This window comes from Desulfogranum marinum (assembly GCF_963675105.2).
GTDB lineage: Bacteria > Desulfobacterota > Desulfobulbia > Desulfobulbales > Desulfobulbaceae > Desulfogranum > Desulfogranum marinum.
Genome location: NZ_CAXXRO010000004.1, coordinates 1940273 through 1957778 on the forward strand (window position 1 = coordinate 1940273; position 17506 = coordinate 1957778).

The 17506-nt window shown below is 45.9% G+C and carries 12 protein-coding genes; 7 read left to right on the top strand and 5 right to left on the bottom strand.

Annotation, left to right across the window (positions count from 1 at the left end; translation table 11 throughout):
- Positions 1-56 precede the first annotated feature (56 nt).
- Positions 57-1247 (top strand): multidrug effflux MFS transporter, encoded by a 1191-nt coding sequence (locus ACHZCY_RS17260; protein WP_205224517.1) that lies wholly within the window; start codon positions 57-59, stop codon positions 1245-1247.
- Positions 1248-1326: 79 nt separating this feature from the next.
- Here the strand turns inward: ACHZCY_RS17260 and ACHZCY_RS17265 are convergent, their stop codons facing one another.
- Together ACHZCY_RS17265 and ACHZCY_RS17270 are read right to left on the bottom strand one after the other, a co-directional pair.
- On the bottom strand, positions 1327-2643 hold the full coding sequence (locus tag ACHZCY_RS17265; protein ID WP_319549791.1) for a putative sensor domain DACNV-containing protein: 1317 nt from the start codon (positions 2641-2643) through the stop codon (positions 1327-1329).
- Positions 2644-2657: 14 nt separating this feature from the next.
- A complete protein-coding gene (locus ACHZCY_RS17270) occupies positions 2658-4493 on the bottom strand; it encodes a hypothetical protein (RefSeq protein ID WP_319549792.1) in 1836 nt (611 codons plus the stop codon).
- A 338-nt stretch (positions 4494-4831) separates the two neighbouring features.
- On the opposite strand from ACHZCY_RS17270, the gene nadA reads away from it, so the two are divergent.
- Entirely contained in the window at positions 4832-5890 is a 1059-nt protein-coding gene (gene nadA / locus ACHZCY_RS17275) for a quinolinate synthase NadA (protein WP_205224520.1), read from the top strand.
- Between the two features lie 154 nt (positions 5891-6044).
- Here nadA and ACHZCY_RS17280 read toward each other — a convergent pair whose 3' ends face one another.
- The 3 genes from ACHZCY_RS17280 to ACHZCY_RS17290 form a co-directional block, all read right to left on the bottom strand.
- Positions 6045-7133, bottom strand: coding sequence for a haloacid dehalogenase-like hydrolase (locus tag ACHZCY_RS17280; RefSeq protein ID WP_319549793.1), 1089 nt, complete (start codon positions 7131-7133; stop codon positions 6045-6047).
- A 380-nt stretch (positions 7134-7513) separates the two neighbouring features.
- Positions 7514-9664: a SulP family inorganic anion transporter gene (locus ACHZCY_RS17285; RefSeq protein ID WP_205224522.1), complete on the bottom strand. Its 2151-nt coding sequence runs from the start codon at positions 9662-9664 to the stop codon at positions 7514-7516.
- Between the two features lie 24 nt (positions 9665-9688).
- Entirely contained in the window at positions 9689-10288 is a 600-nt protein-coding gene (locus ACHZCY_RS17290; protein WP_205224523.1) for a TetR/AcrR family transcriptional regulator, read from the bottom strand.
- Positions 10289-10619: 331 nt separating this feature from the next.
- On the opposite strand from ACHZCY_RS17290, the gene ACHZCY_RS17295 reads away from it, so the two are divergent.
- The 5 genes from ACHZCY_RS17295 to ACHZCY_RS17315 all read left to right on the top strand — a co-directional run bounded on the left by ACHZCY_RS17295 (position 10620) and on the right by ACHZCY_RS17315 (position 17030).
- On the top strand, positions 10620-11459 hold the full coding sequence (locus ACHZCY_RS17295) for an HDOD domain-containing protein (RefSeq protein WP_205224524.1): 840 nt from the start codon (positions 10620-10622) through the stop codon (positions 11457-11459).
- Positions 11460-11722: 263 nt separating this feature from the next.
- Entirely contained in the window at positions 11723-12871 is a 1149-nt protein-coding gene (locus ACHZCY_RS17300; RefSeq protein WP_319549794.1) for an iron-containing alcohol dehydrogenase, read from the top strand.
- Positions 12871-14061 (top strand): two-component system sensor histidine kinase NtrB, encoded by a 1191-nt coding sequence (locus tag ACHZCY_RS17305; RefSeq protein ID WP_319549795.1) that lies wholly within the window; start codon positions 12871-12873, stop codon positions 14059-14061. The genes ACHZCY_RS17300 and ACHZCY_RS17305 overlap by 1 nt, the downstream gene beginning before the upstream one ends.
- Positions 14061-15395: a sigma-54-dependent transcriptional regulator gene (locus tag ACHZCY_RS17310; protein ID WP_319549796.1), complete on the top strand. Its 1335-nt coding sequence runs from the start codon at positions 14061-14063 to the stop codon at positions 15393-15395. Before ACHZCY_RS17305 ends, ACHZCY_RS17310 begins: the two co-directional genes overlap by 1 nt.
- A 453-nt stretch (positions 15396-15848) precedes the next feature.
- The gene (locus ACHZCY_RS17315) at positions 15849-17030 is read left to right on the top strand and encodes an iron-containing alcohol dehydrogenase (protein ID WP_319549797.1); all 1182 of its coding nucleotides are present in this window, start codon (positions 15849-15851) and stop codon (positions 17028-17030) included.
- The last annotated feature ends 476 nt before the right edge of the window (positions 17031-17506 follow it).

The window sequence follows — 17506 nt, forward strand, 5'->3', positions numbered from 1 at the left end:
TCCAGTCGTCTTTGCAGCTGAAGACTGCGTCTTTTTTTTATAACCTGAGATTTGTTTTGAAAATATTTCCCCTGCAGATTTTACTCTTGTCTTTGCTGGCAGCCTTTCCCCCACTTTCCACGGATATGTATCTTGCTGCCATCCCCTTGCTCGTTCAGCAATGGCAGCAGCCACTGGTAATAGTGAACATGACCCTGGTCTGTTTTTTTATTACCTACTGTGCCTGCCTCCTCGTATACGGTCCCCTGTCTGATAAGTATGGAAGGAGACCGCCGTTGCTGTTCGGGATTGCATTATACACGCTGGCCTGTCTTCTTTGTGCATCTTCCGGAAATGTTGAGATGCTCATTGTTTCCAGAATTTTGCAGGGGGCGGGCGCAGCAGCTGCCTCTTCAATTGTTTTTGCCATCTGTAAGGATGTCTTTACCGGAGCACAGCGACAGCGTGTTTTTGTACAGATAGGAGTAATTGTCGCTGCCGCGCCTGTTATAGCGCCGGTAATTGGGGCCTGGATTATGGAAATTCTCACTTGGCAGTGGGTGTTCTTGCTGCAAGCAGGGATGGCCTCAGTGGCTTTTGTCGGTGTGTTAAAGATGGATGAGTCGCTGCAGCAGAAAAAAGAGGAGGGGGTGTGGCGTGCCTTTGGCAGCTATGGCAGACTGTTGTTGAATATCAAATATATGCTGCTGGTTGTTACGCTGTCCATCTTTGGGATGCCTGTTTTTGCTTTTATCGCAGGTTCCTCTGATCTGTATATTACTCGACTTGGGTATAATGAGCGTCAGTTCGGTTACTTTTTTGCTTTGAATGCCCTGGCATTTGTTTTTGCACCATTGACTTTTTCTCGCCTTGCTCGTCGATATGCACCAAGTCATTTGATACCTTTTGCCTTTGTGGGGATGATCTGTTCGGCACTCCTGTTTTTGTGGACAGCTATTCCCATGCCTTGGCGGTTGACTGTTCCCATGTTTATGGTGACCTTTTGTTTCTCCTTTTGTCGACCCGGAGGCAGCAACCTGATCCTGGAACAGGTCGATCGTGATGCAGGTGCAGCGTCATCACTTATGGTTTTCGCTTATTTTTTAACCGGCTCCATGGCCATGTGGCTTTTTTCCCTGGAGTGGAATGACAAACTACAAGCGCTGTCAATAATGACTTGTGCTCCAGTGCTTCTCGCCTTGATTTTATGGGGCATATGGTATTGGTTGGATGCAGGGAAAACGGGTGGGGTAACGGTAGCTGAATGAAATGGTAAGCTCAAGAGCTTGGCCCGGTGCAATCTTTTGGGTTGGAATGATATGCCCGAATTTTGGATGAGAAAATCGGTTAGTTTTCTTCGGCAAAAGTTGCAGAGGTTATGTCCCAACAGGTGACTATGCCATTTCGCCACTTGGCGACTTGTACACCTCCATCCTGGGACACAACAATGGCCATGACATGATGGAGCGCGTTGCAGAGATGATAGACCGATCGATGCCGTGAGCCTGCACCCTCTATTTTTTCGAGGGTGATCATCGTACCTTCAATATCGTTTGCCATGGCTATTTCCGTTAATAGATCCAGAGAGCCGACGATCATACCACCAAAACCAATCGCTCCGTTTCTGGTGACAACCACTGCTCCGTCAACAGCCGCCAGGCTGGCAACGAACTGCGCTTGTTCGTAGATGGCCTCTTCCAGATCATAGGTGGCTTCATTTCTCAGCGCTACATAATCATCCCAGGTTACGAGTCGGTCTGGGTGGTTGCTATCGCCAAGCAAGGTGGTAACGATTTCCATTGTTTTGAGAAAAAGGTGTTTTTGGCGTTCAAGGGCCTGGTCTTCGACAAAACGATATTTGAGGAGAATGTGTTCGTCATCGGCAATGCCGATTGGAGTATCTTCAGGAAAAATGAGAAAGGTTCCGCCATGATTGGCCATACGGGTGACACTTATGATGCGCTTGAGTAACTGAGCTTGCAGGTTCTCGATAAATTCTTTCCCGATTCTTGCCGTGGGGACCTGGGATTGGGAACGGAAAACATTGTGGGTCGACAACAGTTCTTCTCGGGCATCTGCAAAGAGTTTCTTCATCCATAGCGCCTGGAACACATTGGCGGAAGAATCAATTATCTTGCCGGCACTGAGGACGGCCAGCGTTCTGATGCCGCAGCAAACTGTTAACATGCCGGGACCGTTGATATGCACCACAAGAGAATCGGGAAGCCGGTTGGATTGTTGAGAACCACCACGCTCGTTTTGCAGCCAACGAGCCCCGGAATTGATAACACCCCAGATGTGGAGTTCTCCCTGTCCGGTGTATTCAACTCCTATCAGCGAGCGTTCAAAATCTACAGCTGGAGATAAGCGGCGTAGCTCGTATTCGTTAAAGGGTCTGAAGGCGGCAAAAATAAGGCGTTGAAATCCAAGGGGAGGACCTTTTTCAGCGGGAAAGGTTTCCGGGGAAACGATAATCAGTCGTATGTTGACCGGCCGGTCTTCTTCCCGCATCATACTAACCTGATAGCAGGTAGAGAGCATTCCTTCCATTACCTGTATATCCGGCAGCATTTCAGGCAGTGATTGAGTAACCTTGCCCTCCTGGTACAAGACTTCCCATTTATTACGAATAAGAGGGACGAGTTCTGCTGGATAGACATGCATGGCATATTTGAGGGTTAAGGGAGTGGTGTATTGGCTTGTGAACCGGCCTCTTGCGCGCTGGGATTTTGTGACTGCGGTTTGTTTTTGTCAGCTTGATGGAGCGTGAGCTGGGGAAAGGGAATTTCCCAATTATTTACGGTGGCACATTCTACACACCATTTGTGGATAGCCCTTTCAATCCGTTTGTTGATATCGGCTACCGCTCCTTTGAAATCTGCCAGGACAAGCAGATCAAGCGAGGATGCATTTGCCTGAAAAAATTCGACCTGGAGATTCATACACTGGTCTGCCCATTCCTCCTGCTCCATTTGAGACTCTATGAATGCCAGGAGAATATTCGGTATGGTGCGGGTGATATCTTTCTGCAGTGAGTAGCTGAGTCCGAAAACTACGCGAAGTCGGAAATTACGGGAAAGATTTACCGGACAATTTTCAAGAAAAATTCCTGTGGGGTACACTATCCGCTTGCCCCCCCGTTCCACAAGCTCCACCTGTTCATGTGAAAGGCTGACAACACGACCGCGTGGAGCACTACCAACCACAACCCAGTCCCCTTTTTTGCACGGAAACCAGGGCTCTTCATTGGAGAATGGACGTGAAGACAGACCAACTATGTCTTCAATGGGAATTCGCAGCCGTACACCGAGCATGGGGTTTTCCAGCTGACAGAAAACGTGGATAGACACTATCTTCCATGGCACACCATGGAGGATCAGCCGTTCATTTTCACGGACCGATCCAATATTGAGCATGAGTCTTCCCTGCTGCCACAAGCGTGGTAACCCCTGGCGAATAGTCCAGAAAATACCGAGGAAAAAAATGATCGCCATACTGAGTAGAAACCAGTCTTCGGCCAGATAAAGAACAAAGAACAGACTGGTTACAGCCAGTACGATAGAAGAAGTTTGGAAAAGAATATCGATCATCCGCAAGTGAAAAGACCGTTTCTTTTCAGTGGATTTGATTTTTCTCAGAATAAACTGGAACAGGCGGTACAAAATTCTGCATGTAATCAGGACCGCTATAAAGGTAAGCAGGGCGACGGTGAGATAGAAACCCCGATTTTTGAAAAAGTTACGAATGGAATTGCTGGAGCTTTCAATCAGGGAAAGTTCTTTTTCATGCAGCTGAGAAAGTTCCAGCTGGGCCAATTCAAGTTTATTGAGGAGACTCCTTTCAATATTGGACCATTCCGGAAGCAGAGCCGTTACCTCTTGCTTTACCTGTTTATCGGATGTTGTTTCTGCAATAGTTTGTAAATGAATGACAGCTTCCCCCGCAGTTTGGGAGAGTTTCGTGAGCTCAACAATCTTATCCTTAAGATGACTTTTTTTTCTGGCTTTGATGGTAAATCTTTTGAGCTCCTTAATTGCCGGTTCCACCAGGCTTGCCAATTCTTCTTTCCAGCTGAAAGTTTCCGGCTTTTTTTCGGCAAACAAGGGAGATTCGACACCTGTGGCTATACGTTCAAAATCAGTGGTTGTGTCGGAGAGCTGTTGATCAAGGTGGACTATTTCTTGTTCAAGTGTTGCTTTTTCTGCGTCTGATTTGCTGTCTTTATATTTTTGTTGTGTTAAGTGGATTTGCTTTTTTAGGCTTTTCTGCAACTCTAACAGCGATGTAAGCATCGCTGTTGTTTCCTGGTTCTTATTATTTGCTTCCTTGGGTGCGCTTGCAGAGGTAGATGGTGTGTCGGCTGGAACTGATGTCTTTGCATCGGCGATAGAGGCGAAAAGGAAAAGACAGCAGAGAGTGATGGTGATAATGGATCGGATGGGACCCTTGCTGTTGTTTGTGATCTGGAATGGAATTATGGCCTGTTGTTCTGCTAAAGAGTAATATATTTTCATAATCAGCTATATTAACTGGTTTAACCGCTGTTGTGCATTACTTTATTACCAATAATACTAGCAAAGTTATGGCGGAGCCGTTATACACGGCAGATGGACTGTATTTTGAGTGGTTAGGCGTTACCAGCACATCGCACAGGTTGTGTTGCCCCATAAATAGTGCCGGATCACATTTTCAGTAATTTCTTCTGGAAAACAACAGGCAGTACCTCGTTTGGTCGGTTTGAACCCGCGCAGAGGAGATGCGGGGGTGAAATGTTTGTTTTAGATTTTAGGCAATCTTAAAAACGTGCTTGTGCAAAGCATTATTTAATCTCATTGAAGTGAAGCAGCATATTATGGAAAACACATTGCTCAAGAAAGAGGCTGATATACTTATCCCAGAAGTAAAGATCCCGGATCACCCTGAAAAAAAAGAGTTGTCAGAGGGTGAAAAGACTGCATTGAAGGATAAGATAAAACAACTGCTCAAAAAGGAAAATGGTGTACTAGTTGCCCATTATTATACAGATGGTGACTTACAGGACCTGGCAGAAGAAACCGGTGGGTGTGTGGCCGATTCTCTTGAAATGGCACGCTTTGGAACAGAACATCCTGCCACTACTCTTGTCGTTTCCGGTGTTCGTTTTATGGGAGAGACCTCAAAAATACTCAATAACGAAAAACGGGTTCTGATGCCTGACCTGGATGCAACCTGTTCGTTGGATGAAGGCTGCCCAGCTGATGTTTTCAGCGCTTTTTGTGATCAGTATCCAGATCATACGGTCGTGGTGTACGCCAATACCAGTGCAGAGGTAAAGGCAAGATCAGATTGGGTTGTGACTTCCGGTATAGCTCTGTCCATTGTCGAGCATCTTGCAAGTAAAGGGGAAAAAATATTGTGGGGACCGGATAAGCACCTTGGTAGGTATGTGCAGCGTTTAACTGGTATTGAAATGGTGTTTTGGCCCGGAGCCTGTGTAGTGCATGAGGAATTTAAGTCAACAGCGCTTATGCGGCTGCGTAAAGTACACCCCAATGCAGCTGTTTTGGTTCACCCGGAATCACCTCAAGCAATTGTTGACCAGGCTGATCTCGTCGGTTCGACAACCGCCATGATTAAAGCGGTTGAGAATATGTCCAATGAAGAATTTATTGTGGCGACAGATGCCGGCATTTTTAATAAAATGAAGCAGCTTGCCCCTGGAAAAACCCTTATAGAAGCACCTACCAGTGGTGAGGGAGCTACCTGTCAGACCTGCGCTCATTGCCCTTGGATGGGGATGAACAGTCTGGAAAAGCTGGCATGGGTACTGGAAACCGGTGAAAATGAAATCTTTGTTTCACCGGAACTGGCTCAAAAAGCAAGGCTCCCTATTCAGCGAATGCTGGATTTTGCAAAAACTATGAAGAAGTGATCAACACCACCATCGTCATTAGCCTTGGTTTCTGATGGGCTGAGGTCGACAGCAGGAGCTGGGTCGTTTTATCCACGTTTTCGGCAATAAGCGATATAACGTATTTCGCAAGAGTATGGGGTAAGGAGCTGTCCGTAAATAATCTTGACAGCTCCTAAGAGACGATGGTGGTTGCAGAAGGTCGAAACCGACCAGTGGCAATATTGATACCTTGGAGCAGAAAACGGCTGTCTGTATAGAGTGAGCTGATTATTCCTGTTTGCAGTCGGTTGATAATCAGACGGACAGGGACGTCCGGGAGTGTCAACATCTCATAATCTGTGTCTGCGTCACCTGCTACCATTATCGGCCTAGCCTGAATAAAACGCTCTATGACCTCTACCTTTCCCTCCCTGAATGTAACCGGATAACCTGGTTGCTCCTGTTCGCTGAGCACCTCGTTTTCTTCCAGAGCCACTCGTATACCATAGATATTTTCCGGTAGTACAGTAAAGCCAAGTTTTTTAGCGCTTGCCTTGACCAGCCAATCTGTGCTGGCCGAGACAATATGGCATTCCACCCCGACAGATGTAAGCCAGTCGATCAGGATACGCATTTCACTAAACGGCTGAAGGCCTTGTTCATAGGATGTGGTCACCTGTTCGATGGGTGCGGGCAATACGGCTTGCACGCTTGCTGTTTGCAGCGGCTCTTTTTCGATACTGGCGATCACTTCTGCTGTAAGTCGGGCCAGTTCAGTTGTTGAAAAGCCGGCAAGTAACTGAGCCAAAAGAGGGAGAACGTAACGTGGACCAAGTCTTTCATGTTTCCTGGCCTTTTCCGTGAACCACAGCAGGAGTGTAGTAAACTGTGGGTATATATCCAGTTTGAAGGCTTCTTCTACTTGTTTTTGTTCGACGAAAGACCATAATTGGGAGTAAAGGTCCACCAGGGTCGCTACAATCCGTTCCATGGGTTTGCCGTCCAGTATCTCGTTACTGGTTGGCAAAAGGGCTGCAAATTTTTCCGGTGTTATTCTGTACCGCAGTGCATACAACTGGTACCGAAAAACTGCCTGGCCGATATCACGGAATATACAGGTATTATCAAAATCAAATACAGCAACGAGTCGTTCTTGACTGGCGGATCTGGTCAGCTCTTCAATGATCTGTCGTATGTCCTGGAGGTTTGCCGGGTACCAATTTCCCTCAGAGAGGTGGACTGGCGATACTTCGGCTGCATTGGCTCCTTTGCTCTGGCTCATGGTTCTTTATTTTTTGCTTGAGTATTGATCAGGAAAAGTAATGGTATAAAAAGTAGGTACGGAAAATGAAATTTCATATCATACGATAATAGGCTATCAATTGCTTGATTTTTTTGGCTGACCGGCCAGCCACATATCGTTTCCCTTTAGCTCAGATGTTTCATTCTGTAACTCTGCGCAGAGGAACCTCGGGCTATTGCATGGTGGAACAATGGAAAAGGTAAGTCATTCAAGGAATGACACATACCCTCGTCTTGCTCTCAACTGGTAATTTTTTAGTCCGAAGGGTGTTAATGAAAATTTACAAAAAAGCGGGTGCATCAAGACTGTGATGCACCCGCTGGTGATTCAAGATCAATTGTGAACTTGAGGCTGAGAGGCTAGCTGGGGATATACTGTGTCAACGGGCAGTTTTTACATCCTTCTGCGGGCAGGTCGGTATTATCATGCACTTTGGTCATGATGTCTGCCACAGCATCCTTGGTTGTTGGGTAGAAATTTTCACTGCCGATTTTGTCAAACAGGTGTGTGCGATCAAGTACCTGCAGGATAGGTCCTTTAGCATTACAGACCGCAAATCCTAAGCCCGCAGCGTGCATCCGAGCTACAATCAGAGCCAGTTCTTCTTCACCTGAAGCGTCAATATCATTGATGCCGCTGGCATCCAGCAGTATGTAGCGCAAGTCCGGCATTTCTGTACGGAACTTGATGATCTGTTCATCCAGATAACTGGCATTGGCAAAAAAGAGGGCGCCGTCGAATCGAACAACTGCTATATGGCGGCAGCCACGAAGACGGTAATGTTCCATGCTCTGCAGGGAAGCATCTTTGTGCATGGACAATTTGGCCACTACAGGTCGCATGGAGCGATAAAGGAATACAGCCATGGAGAGTGCAACACCAACCATGATGCCTTTATCAAGGTGAGGCGCATAGGCCAGCGTGACGAAAAAAGTGATAACGGAAATGATACCGTCATGCTTTTGTGCATGCCATGCATGAACAAAACCCTTGGTGTTCACCAATCCGATAACGGCCATCATGATGACTGCTGCAAGTACTGCCTGGGGCAGGTGGTAAAGCAGCGGGGTAAGAAACAGGAGAGTGATGATAACCATGATACTGGTGATAACGCTCGATACTCCTGAAACCGCACCGGCCTGAAGGTTTACAGCAGAACGCGAAAAAGAACCGGAAACCGCGTAGGAGGAGCCGATAGAACCAAAAATATTGGCGAGACCCTGGCCGATGAGTTCCTGGTTAGGATCAAGCTTTTGACCGGTTTTGGCAGCCATGGCTTTGGCAATGGCGATGGCTTCCATAAAACCAAGTAAAGAGATGATAATGGCTGTAGGAAGCAGCTTTAAAAATGATTTGACGTTGAGCTGTGGAACGGTAAGGGTAGGCAGGCCTTCTGGAATTTTACCGACAATAGCACCCCCTCCCATAAGCTTGAGCTTTTCAGGGTCCAAAACTGAATTGGAGACTTTGATTCTCCAAGTGTTACCGTCTGTTGTCACACCGTCAGGAATATTGTTTTTAGGGTAAAATGTATATTGATCGCCATCAATGACCGCCTCAAATTTCAGGTCCCGTAAATGTTTTCTTAACTCATGGCTGTGATGTTTAGCCTGGCTGATTTTAGCGGTGAGGATGGTAACCTGGTTTTCGAGGTTGATAATATCGAGAAAAGGACCGTGGCCGGTCGCTTGTTTTTTCAGTTGGTCTATTTCTTTTCCAATATCAGCACGTTCATTGCCGAGATGGATGATCTCATCGATACTATGATTAAAGGAAGTGATGGTTTGGTCAATATTTTTCACCTGAATTGCCTGAGTGGGTACAAACGCATCATTATTAAAGCCTATGAAATAGGAAATAACCGTGGTGATAGCTACTGCAACCAGAACATTGGGAATGCGTGGGTTAATCTTTTTCAAGACAACCATAATGATCACCGCACTTGCCCCGAATGTGAGGGTCGGCCAATGGGTATAGTCAAAGGCAGCTTGAGCGACCCTGATCATTGTTTCATAATGATGCGGAGCCTTGTCCACATAGACGCCGAAAAACTTGGAAAATTGAGAGGAGGCGATAATTATGGCTGCAGCGTTGGTGAAACCATTAACTACTGGATGAGACAGAAAATTTACAACCAAGCCCAACCGCAGTACTCCTAACGAAAATTGGAATATACCGACTACCAGTGCCAGTACAATGGAGTAGGCAATGAATTCCGGACTCCCGGCAGTGGCCAGGGGCTCAAGGGAAGCTGCGGACATAAGGGAGACCACTGCCACAGGTCCGGTGGCGAGTTGTCGGCTGGAACCGAACAGGGAAGCCACCATGGGAGGAAGGAATGCCGCATAAAGACCATAGTAGGCGGGAAGCCCGGCAAGCTGTGCATATGCCATGGATTGCGGGATGAGTACCAGTGCCACTGTCAAGCCGGCAAGTAAATCAATTTGCAGGCTTTTAGCATTATAGCCTTTAAACCAACCTAAAAATGGAAAGATTCTTGTGAGTAGCATAGTTGAGGTGTCCGTAGTCTGTAGTTAATTGGTTGAAGATTGCAGCATGCTGCGGCACGAATCTATGAGTTCGTCGTATATAGCATCTGCCCTGTATAATTTGTAGGTGTTGAATCGTACGATTCCATCCACCAGGGTAAATATGAGGAATGCTTTTTTGGAGGCGTCAACCGTTTTCATTGATCGATCTTGTTGACCAATGTGTATAGCCTGTTCAAAAATATCGATAAGGCTCGAGTATATTTCTTCTAACTGCTGCCAGCAGTTGGGGTTGTGTGCTGCAATTTGATAATAGTGGTGGCGATGGAGCAGGAAAAAGCGTTTTTCCATTTTATTGGCCTGGGCCAGGTAGAAAGAGATGACTCCCTCGAGCATGTCCATGCCTGTCTCAAACTCATGATTGTTGAGATGATTGGAGAACGCGCTGATCAGTTTTTCTTTGAAGTTTTTTAGGACGGCAAGAAACAACTCTTCTTTGCTGTGGAAATGATAAAAGATTGTTCCGTCAGCCACACCTGTCGCTTGCGAGATGTCGCTGATGGAGGTGTCCCAATAACCATGCTCGGAAAAAAGTTTTGTGGCTTCCTCAAGGATAGCATTTTTTTTCGTTTGTGATCGGGGCATTGCAGAAATATAAGGTGTTTTTCTTTGACTGAGTGACCATTCAGTTTTTACCGTCAACAACTTGTTTCGTCAAGAAAATTTCAAGGTATCAATTTTGGTGATAATAATGTTCTTTCCGGTTTATGTGGTGAAAGTGGCTGCTTTTGTGTTGTTTTTATCTTTTTCGTGGTGCCGGCAGGGGGCTGTATTATTATGATCGGTTCTGGAACTTCTTTTTTTGGTAAGAGTGAAAGTTGGCTGAAAAGATACTGTTGGAAGGCAGAGAGTATGGTATTGTTCTTGTTTCGTTTGCACATTCCGCACATTGCCTCTTTCTACATGTTGTGACCTTATGACCAAATCAAAAGCCTTTGCAGATACTGTAAGAACCTATATTGAATCGGAAAAATTGTCTTTGCCCATTTTTGATCCGGTGGCTATGCGGGTGCAGCTGGAACTTATAAAAAAAGATCCGGACGTTCGTAAAATCGAAAAAATAATTATTGCTGATCAATCTCTCTCAAGCAATATTTTGAAAGTTGCCAACTCGGCTCGTTTTGGCGGTCTGGTGAAAACGACAACCGTACGATCAGCAATTGTCAGGTTAGGGACAACGGAAATCGGCAGTATCATCCTGCTCGATATGAACAGAAAATATTATCGGAGCAGTGACCCAAAGATTCGGGTGATCATGAAAAAGCTTTGGCAGCATTCTGTCGGCTGTGCCTTTGCCGCCGGCTGGCTTTCCAAACGCCTCGATTTTGGAGTGATGCAAAATGAAGCATTTTTTTCCGGCCTGTTCCATGATGTGGGAAAACTGTTGATTTTGGTCGTTATTGAGCGAAAGAAAAAAAAGGATAAAGGCATAAAGATCAATAATAGTCTGCTTCTTGGAGCAATGGATTTGCTTCATCCGGAACAGGGCGCAAATTTGATGGAGCAACTGGGGTTACCCGAGGCATCTTGTCTCATTGCTCGCGAGCATCACCAGCCAGTCCTTGATGGGGATAACTATCTGTTAGTATTGGTACGTATGGCAAATTATGTTTGTCATAAAATGGGGATCGGCATAAAAGCTGACGAAGAAGTAGACCTCCTTGCTACAGAAGAAGCCGAGGTCCTTAATTTGACGGCAGAAGATATAGAAGAACTGCAGCTCTTTTTAGAAAGTACTCCCAGTTTAGCTGGGTAGATTTTCTGGGTTGCAGTACTTTACATGGACCTTGATAACGGGTTTGGCAGGTTGCAAAATGACCTTGCTGTATTCGCTTATGTTATTTATTTTATATATTGTGTCTTTATGACTCAGTTAGACTTGCAGGATACTGTTTTATCGGAATAGTGAAGCTGGTGAGCCTGGTTGTACTCAGTATCCGATGAGTCCTAAGAGTTCCGGTGTTCTTTCGATCTGCTACTACAGGCACTCATCGTGTCTGGGGCCCAAGGAGTAAATTTATGGAAATTACGAAATTCGCAGTCCCTGAAATAATATTTGGGCGTGGCAGTTTAAATTATGCTGGACTTTGTGCTCGCAGATTAGGGGCAAAAAAGGTCTTTCTTGTCAGTGATGAAGGTATTGAAAATGCAGGCTGGCTCCAGCGGCTGATGGATATACTGGAAAAAGAAGGCATAGAATGGGTCTATTATCCGGGAGTAACTTCCAATCCGCGCGATTACCAGGTTGAGCAGGGAGCAGAACTATACCGAAAGAACGGTACCGACGTCATTATCGCCATCGGTGGAGGAAGCCCCATGGATACTGCCAAGGGCATTGCCATTCTGGCTAGTAACGGCGGCAGAATAAGAGATTACGAAGGGGCAAACAAAGTTGAACGGCCCTTGCCGCCCATGGTATTTATCACCACCACTGCCGGCAGTGGGTCGGATATTTCACAGTTCTGCATTATTACCGATGTGGAGCGTGAGGTGAAAATGTCGATTATAACTCGCACGCTGGTTCCAAATATTTCCATTGTTGATCCGTTGATTCTGCGCACTAAGAGCGAAACCCTTATCGTGCAGTCAGCCGCAGATGCCATGGCACACGCCATTGAAGCCTATCTTTCTCGCATAGCCTCACCCTTTACTGAAATGCATTCTTTGAAGGCTGTGGAATTGATTTTTAAAAATCTACATCACGCAGTTGAGACCCGGTCGCTTGATGCCTTGGAACAACTTAGTTCAGCAGCGGTGTCTGCTTCCATGGCGTTTAGTAATGCCGGCTTAGGCGCAGAGCACGCTTTGGCTCACTCTTTAGGGGGATATTTTGACATGAGCCATGGTGTCATCCATCCTATACTCCTAACTGAGGTCATGCGGTTTAACCTCAAATATAATATTCAGAAAATGGCTGATATCGGGCGTATTGTTATGGGCGGGCAAAAAGGTTCTGATCTTGATACCGCCATTGGGGGGATTGATAAGTTAGATGAGTTTTTTGCTTCTCTCAATGTTTCTCAGCGCATGCGCGAGATAATTGACGAAGATAAAAAACAGGATATGGAAGCACTGTGTAAAATGGCTGTCAACGATGCCTGTAATCTGACCAATCCCGGCCCTGCGTCCTGGCGGGATTTTCTTAAGATTTGTGAGGAGGTGTGGTAATGGGCTCGACGACACTCCATGATCTCATTGGGATTGAACATTGTAAACAAGGATTTTACCAGGAGTTGCAGCAAAAGGTAGAGCTGCTGAAGACGTCCAATGTCGAGTTGGATAAAGGTCGGAAAGAGATGCAGGCAGTGTTGGACGGCATCACGGATTTAATGGTCGTCCTTTCCGAAGATATGCGCATCCAACGGATTAATCATGTTTTCAGGGAATGGTTCAGTGATACCGATCCGGTTGGCCAATACTGTTACGAGGTGTTTCGCGGTAATTTTACCACCTGTGATGATTGTCCTGCCGTCAAATCGCTGGATAGAAGTGAGATTGTTAAGGATTTGGCAATTTATAAGGTCAATGGAAAATTCAAGCAGTTTGAGATTATAGCTTCGCCGCTCAAAAGTGAACCAACAGGAGAACGGCAGGTCCTTCTTTTTAAAAGAGACGTGACTCTGGAAAAAGAGTTTCAGGCGCAGTTTTATCAGGCAGAGAAAATGGCTACAGTGGGAACGCTCGCCGCGGGTGTCGCCCATGAGATTAATAATCCCCTGGCAGCGATCAGTGGTTTTGCCGAAGGGTTGAAACGTCGTTTTAGAAAAATGGAAGATCAGCTCGATCTGCAAATGACAGCTGACTTTAATGAATATGCCAATACCATCATCAGTGAGTGTGATCGTTGCCGCGATATCGTGCAGACACTCCTTACCTTTAGCAGGCCAATGGCTTCAAGCCTTCGGCCGGTTGATGTCAATCATTGCGTGACTGACACATTATTTATTCTTCAGCATCATTTGAAGGATCGGCAGGATCTGTCGCTTCAAACAGATCTGGGAGAAGATCTGCCCTACATTATGGGAGACGAGTCACAGCTGAAACAGGTGATTATTAATTTGTTGACCAATGCTTTTGACGCCACCGTTGATGGTGGAAATATTCTGGTTCGAACCAAATTGAATGAGGCTGGGGCCGTGGAGCTTGTTGTTGAAGATACCGGGTACGGTATCCCGCCTGATGCCATTGATAAGTTATTTGAGCCTTTTTTTACCACTAAGCCTGTTGGTCAGGGAATTGGTATTGGACTTTCCACCTGTTATTCCATTGTTAAGAACCATCATGGTGAGATTTCGGTGAGTAGTGTCGACGGTGAAGGCACTTCGTTTCTCGTAACTCTTCCAGGGATAAAGCCATAATGCCCCAAGATAAATATGCTATTTTAGTCATTGACGACGAAGAACCGATCCGTCGTCTTTTGCAGAGAGAATTAAGTGAAGGCAACCGAGAGGTGTTCACTGCCGAGTCAGCACAGCAGGCCATGCAGCTTATAAATGAGCGCCATTTTTCGGTAATAGTCATGGACCTGCGATTGCCGGATGTTCAAGGGCTTGAGTTGCTGGTTAAGCTTAAAGAAAGTTTGAGCAACACAGAAGTTATCATGATCACCGGCCATGGTGATGTGGATACTGCTGTTGAAGCCATGAAATTTGGTGCGTATGACTTCATTCGTAAACCATTTAACCTGGAACGTCTCGATCTGTTAGTGGCAAAAGCCCACCAACGAGTGGTGCTTGAACGTGAAAATGCGATTCTCCGACAACAGGCCGGTGCTAAAAATGATGTGTCATTTATCGGCAATTCAAAAATGATAAATGAAATCATGTTTCTGGTGAATAAAGTGGCGCCGGCGTCCATACCTGTTTTGATTACAGGAGAGTCAGGGGTGGGGAAAGATGTGGTGGCCCGCCTGATTCACATGAGGTCCAACTGTTGTGGTAAACCAATAATTATTAAAAATTGCGCTTCTCTACAGAAAGAACTGGCGCGCAGTGAGTTGTTTGGTCATGTGAAAGGTGCGTTTACAGGGGCTGATGACACGCGTGAAGGGCTGTTGGCATTTGCTGATGAGAGTACACTTTTTCTTGACGAAATTGGCGAATTGCCGATGGAAGTGCAGGCATCTTTGCTGCGGGCACTGGAAACCCAGACCTATCGGCGGGTTGGGGACAAAGAAGAAAGAAAGGTTAACATTCGGTTTCTTTTTGCAACTAATCGCCATTTGGCGGAAGAAGTGGAAAAAGGGCGTTTTAATGAAGCCTTTTATCATAGAATTAATGCCTTTCACATCAAGGTCCCCCGTCTCGCAGAACGTAAGGAAGATCTGCCTTTACTTGTTGATTACTTTCTGAGCATTTTAAATACTGACGGCATGGAGTATCGACTAATAGATAGTGCCATGGCATGTGTGCTGCGCTATAACTGGCCGGGGAATGTGAGAGAATTACGCAATGTGTTGGAGCGCGCGATGATACTGGCAGAGAATGGTATCATTACCGAGCGTTGTCTTCCCCGGGAACTTGTAGAACAGTCAGAAAATGGTGATGATGTCTTTACCCTTGAAACTGTGGAGAAGCAGCATATTTTAAAAATGTTGGATGTTTTTGAAGGTAACCGGCAAAAAACAGCAGAGACATTGGGAATAAGCAGAAAAACACTTTATCGTAAATTACTTAACTATGCTGCTGGTTAGCTCGTAACTGCTCAGCAGAGCTCGCAAGGAGTACAAGCAGGGTTCCCGTATTGCCCCAGCTTCCCTTTCACACAGACTGTGTGTGGTGAAAAAATCACCACCAAAAAAATCGCCTGACCGGGCGATTTTTTTTTGCTTGTATGTCTGCCGATAAGCATCGGTCATTTTGACGCATATGCCTGGCTGTACGGGTCATTTTGTTCTTTGCCTTTTATATTGTTGAAATAATAAGTTTTATTTGTGTGTTGTTGGTGCTGGTTTCGATGGTGATCTGTATTGTTGCCGGCAGGATTGTCCTTTTGTGAAAAGAGTGGATTCGTTTAACTGTCTGGAATTATGTGTTTTTGATATCTGGCACGATGGTTGCTTTAGAGAGGGGGTATGTAAGAGTTTTGGATTCAAACGAACGTGAAAATGTATTTCATCAACTCAAATTGAGAGGAAGGTTTCATTATGGCAATTCGTGAAGAAGTATACGGTTATTTCATTCCAAGCGTTACCCTTATCGGTATTGGTGCAGCTCAGCAAATTCCAGCCAAGATAAAAGATCTTGGTGGATCCAAACCTTTGATCGTTACAGACAAAGGTATAACCGGTGCCGGTATCACCAAACAGATCACCGATCTGCTTGACGAAGCGAAGATGGAATATGTTGTGTATGACGAAACAATTCCTAATCCTACCGATAAGAACGTTCATGATGGCGTTGACGCTTACAAAGCAAATAACTGTGACAGCCTCATTACCCTCGGTGGTGGTAGTTCCCATGACTGTGGTAAAGGTGTTGGTCTTGTTGTTGCTAATGGCGGCAAGATTCATGACTTCGAAGGCGTTGATATGTCCACCAAACCAATGCCTCCGTATGTTGCGGTAAACACGACCGCCGGTACCGCTTCTGAAATGACCCGTTTCTGCATCATCACTGATACCAGCCGTAAAGTGAAGATGGCTATTGTTGACTGGCGTGTAACTCCTGGTATTGCTCTTGATGATCCGCTTCTGATGATGGGTATGCCGCCGGCATTGACTGCTGCAACCGGTATGGACGCATTGACCCATGCTGTTGAAGCTTATGTTTCTACCATCGCCACCCCGATGACCGACTCTGCCGCAGAAAAAGCAATTGAACTGATTGCCCAGCACCTGCGTCCAGCGGTAGCTAACGGACAGGACATCGTTGCCCGTGAAGGTATGTGCTACGCCCAGTATCTTGCAGGTATGGCATTTAACAACGCCAGCCTCGGTCATGTACATGCCATGGCGCATCAGTTGGGTGGTTTCTATGATCTGCCACATGGCGAATGTAATGCAATCCTGCTGCCGCACGTTAGCCGTTTTAACCTGATCGCCAAGATGGACCGTTTCGTGAAAATCGCTCAATTGATGGGCGAAAACACCGATGGTCTTTCTACCCGTGATGCTGCTGAGCTTGCTCTTGATGCAATCGTGAAGCTGTCTTCAGATGTAGGCATTCCTTCAGGTTTGATTGAACTTGGCAAGCGTTATGGCAAAGATGTTAAAGCAGAAGACATCGACACCATGACCGGTAATGCACAAAAAGATGCTTGTGGTTTCACCAACCCACGTACTCCTAAGGATGTTGATGTAGCTGCCATCTACAAAGCTGCGCTGTAGGACTTGATGTAGAAAAAGATAAAGCCCGCTTACCGCTGCCTATGGTTTATCCGGGCGGGCTTTGTCTAATAAAGTTGTTTTTCAGTTAGACACCAAAATGTGGTGAGCGAACTGGATACCATGGTACTATGGGGTGCCATTCCTTTTCGTTTGCATGACCATGTGATGCAGGAGCCATTCTCCTTACCCTTCTGCATCACATGATCACCACATTCATCTCGCAGTCTACCGACCCACACTTCTCTTTGGCACCCTGTGTTTATCTAGTAGCGGTTGCTTCGTTCTTACCCTCTCCACTTATTCCCTGTTTGATTTTACCTCCTTATGATGATACCCGCGGCATGGGTGTCTAGCCTTTTACATTTTCTATCTTTGCAGGCAATAGCAGCAGATATTGTTTCTTTCTGCTGGGGATTATAGGATTGCTCTTTAGTCTAAGTGGATTTTTACATGCCTCAGCAATTATATACTTAGTC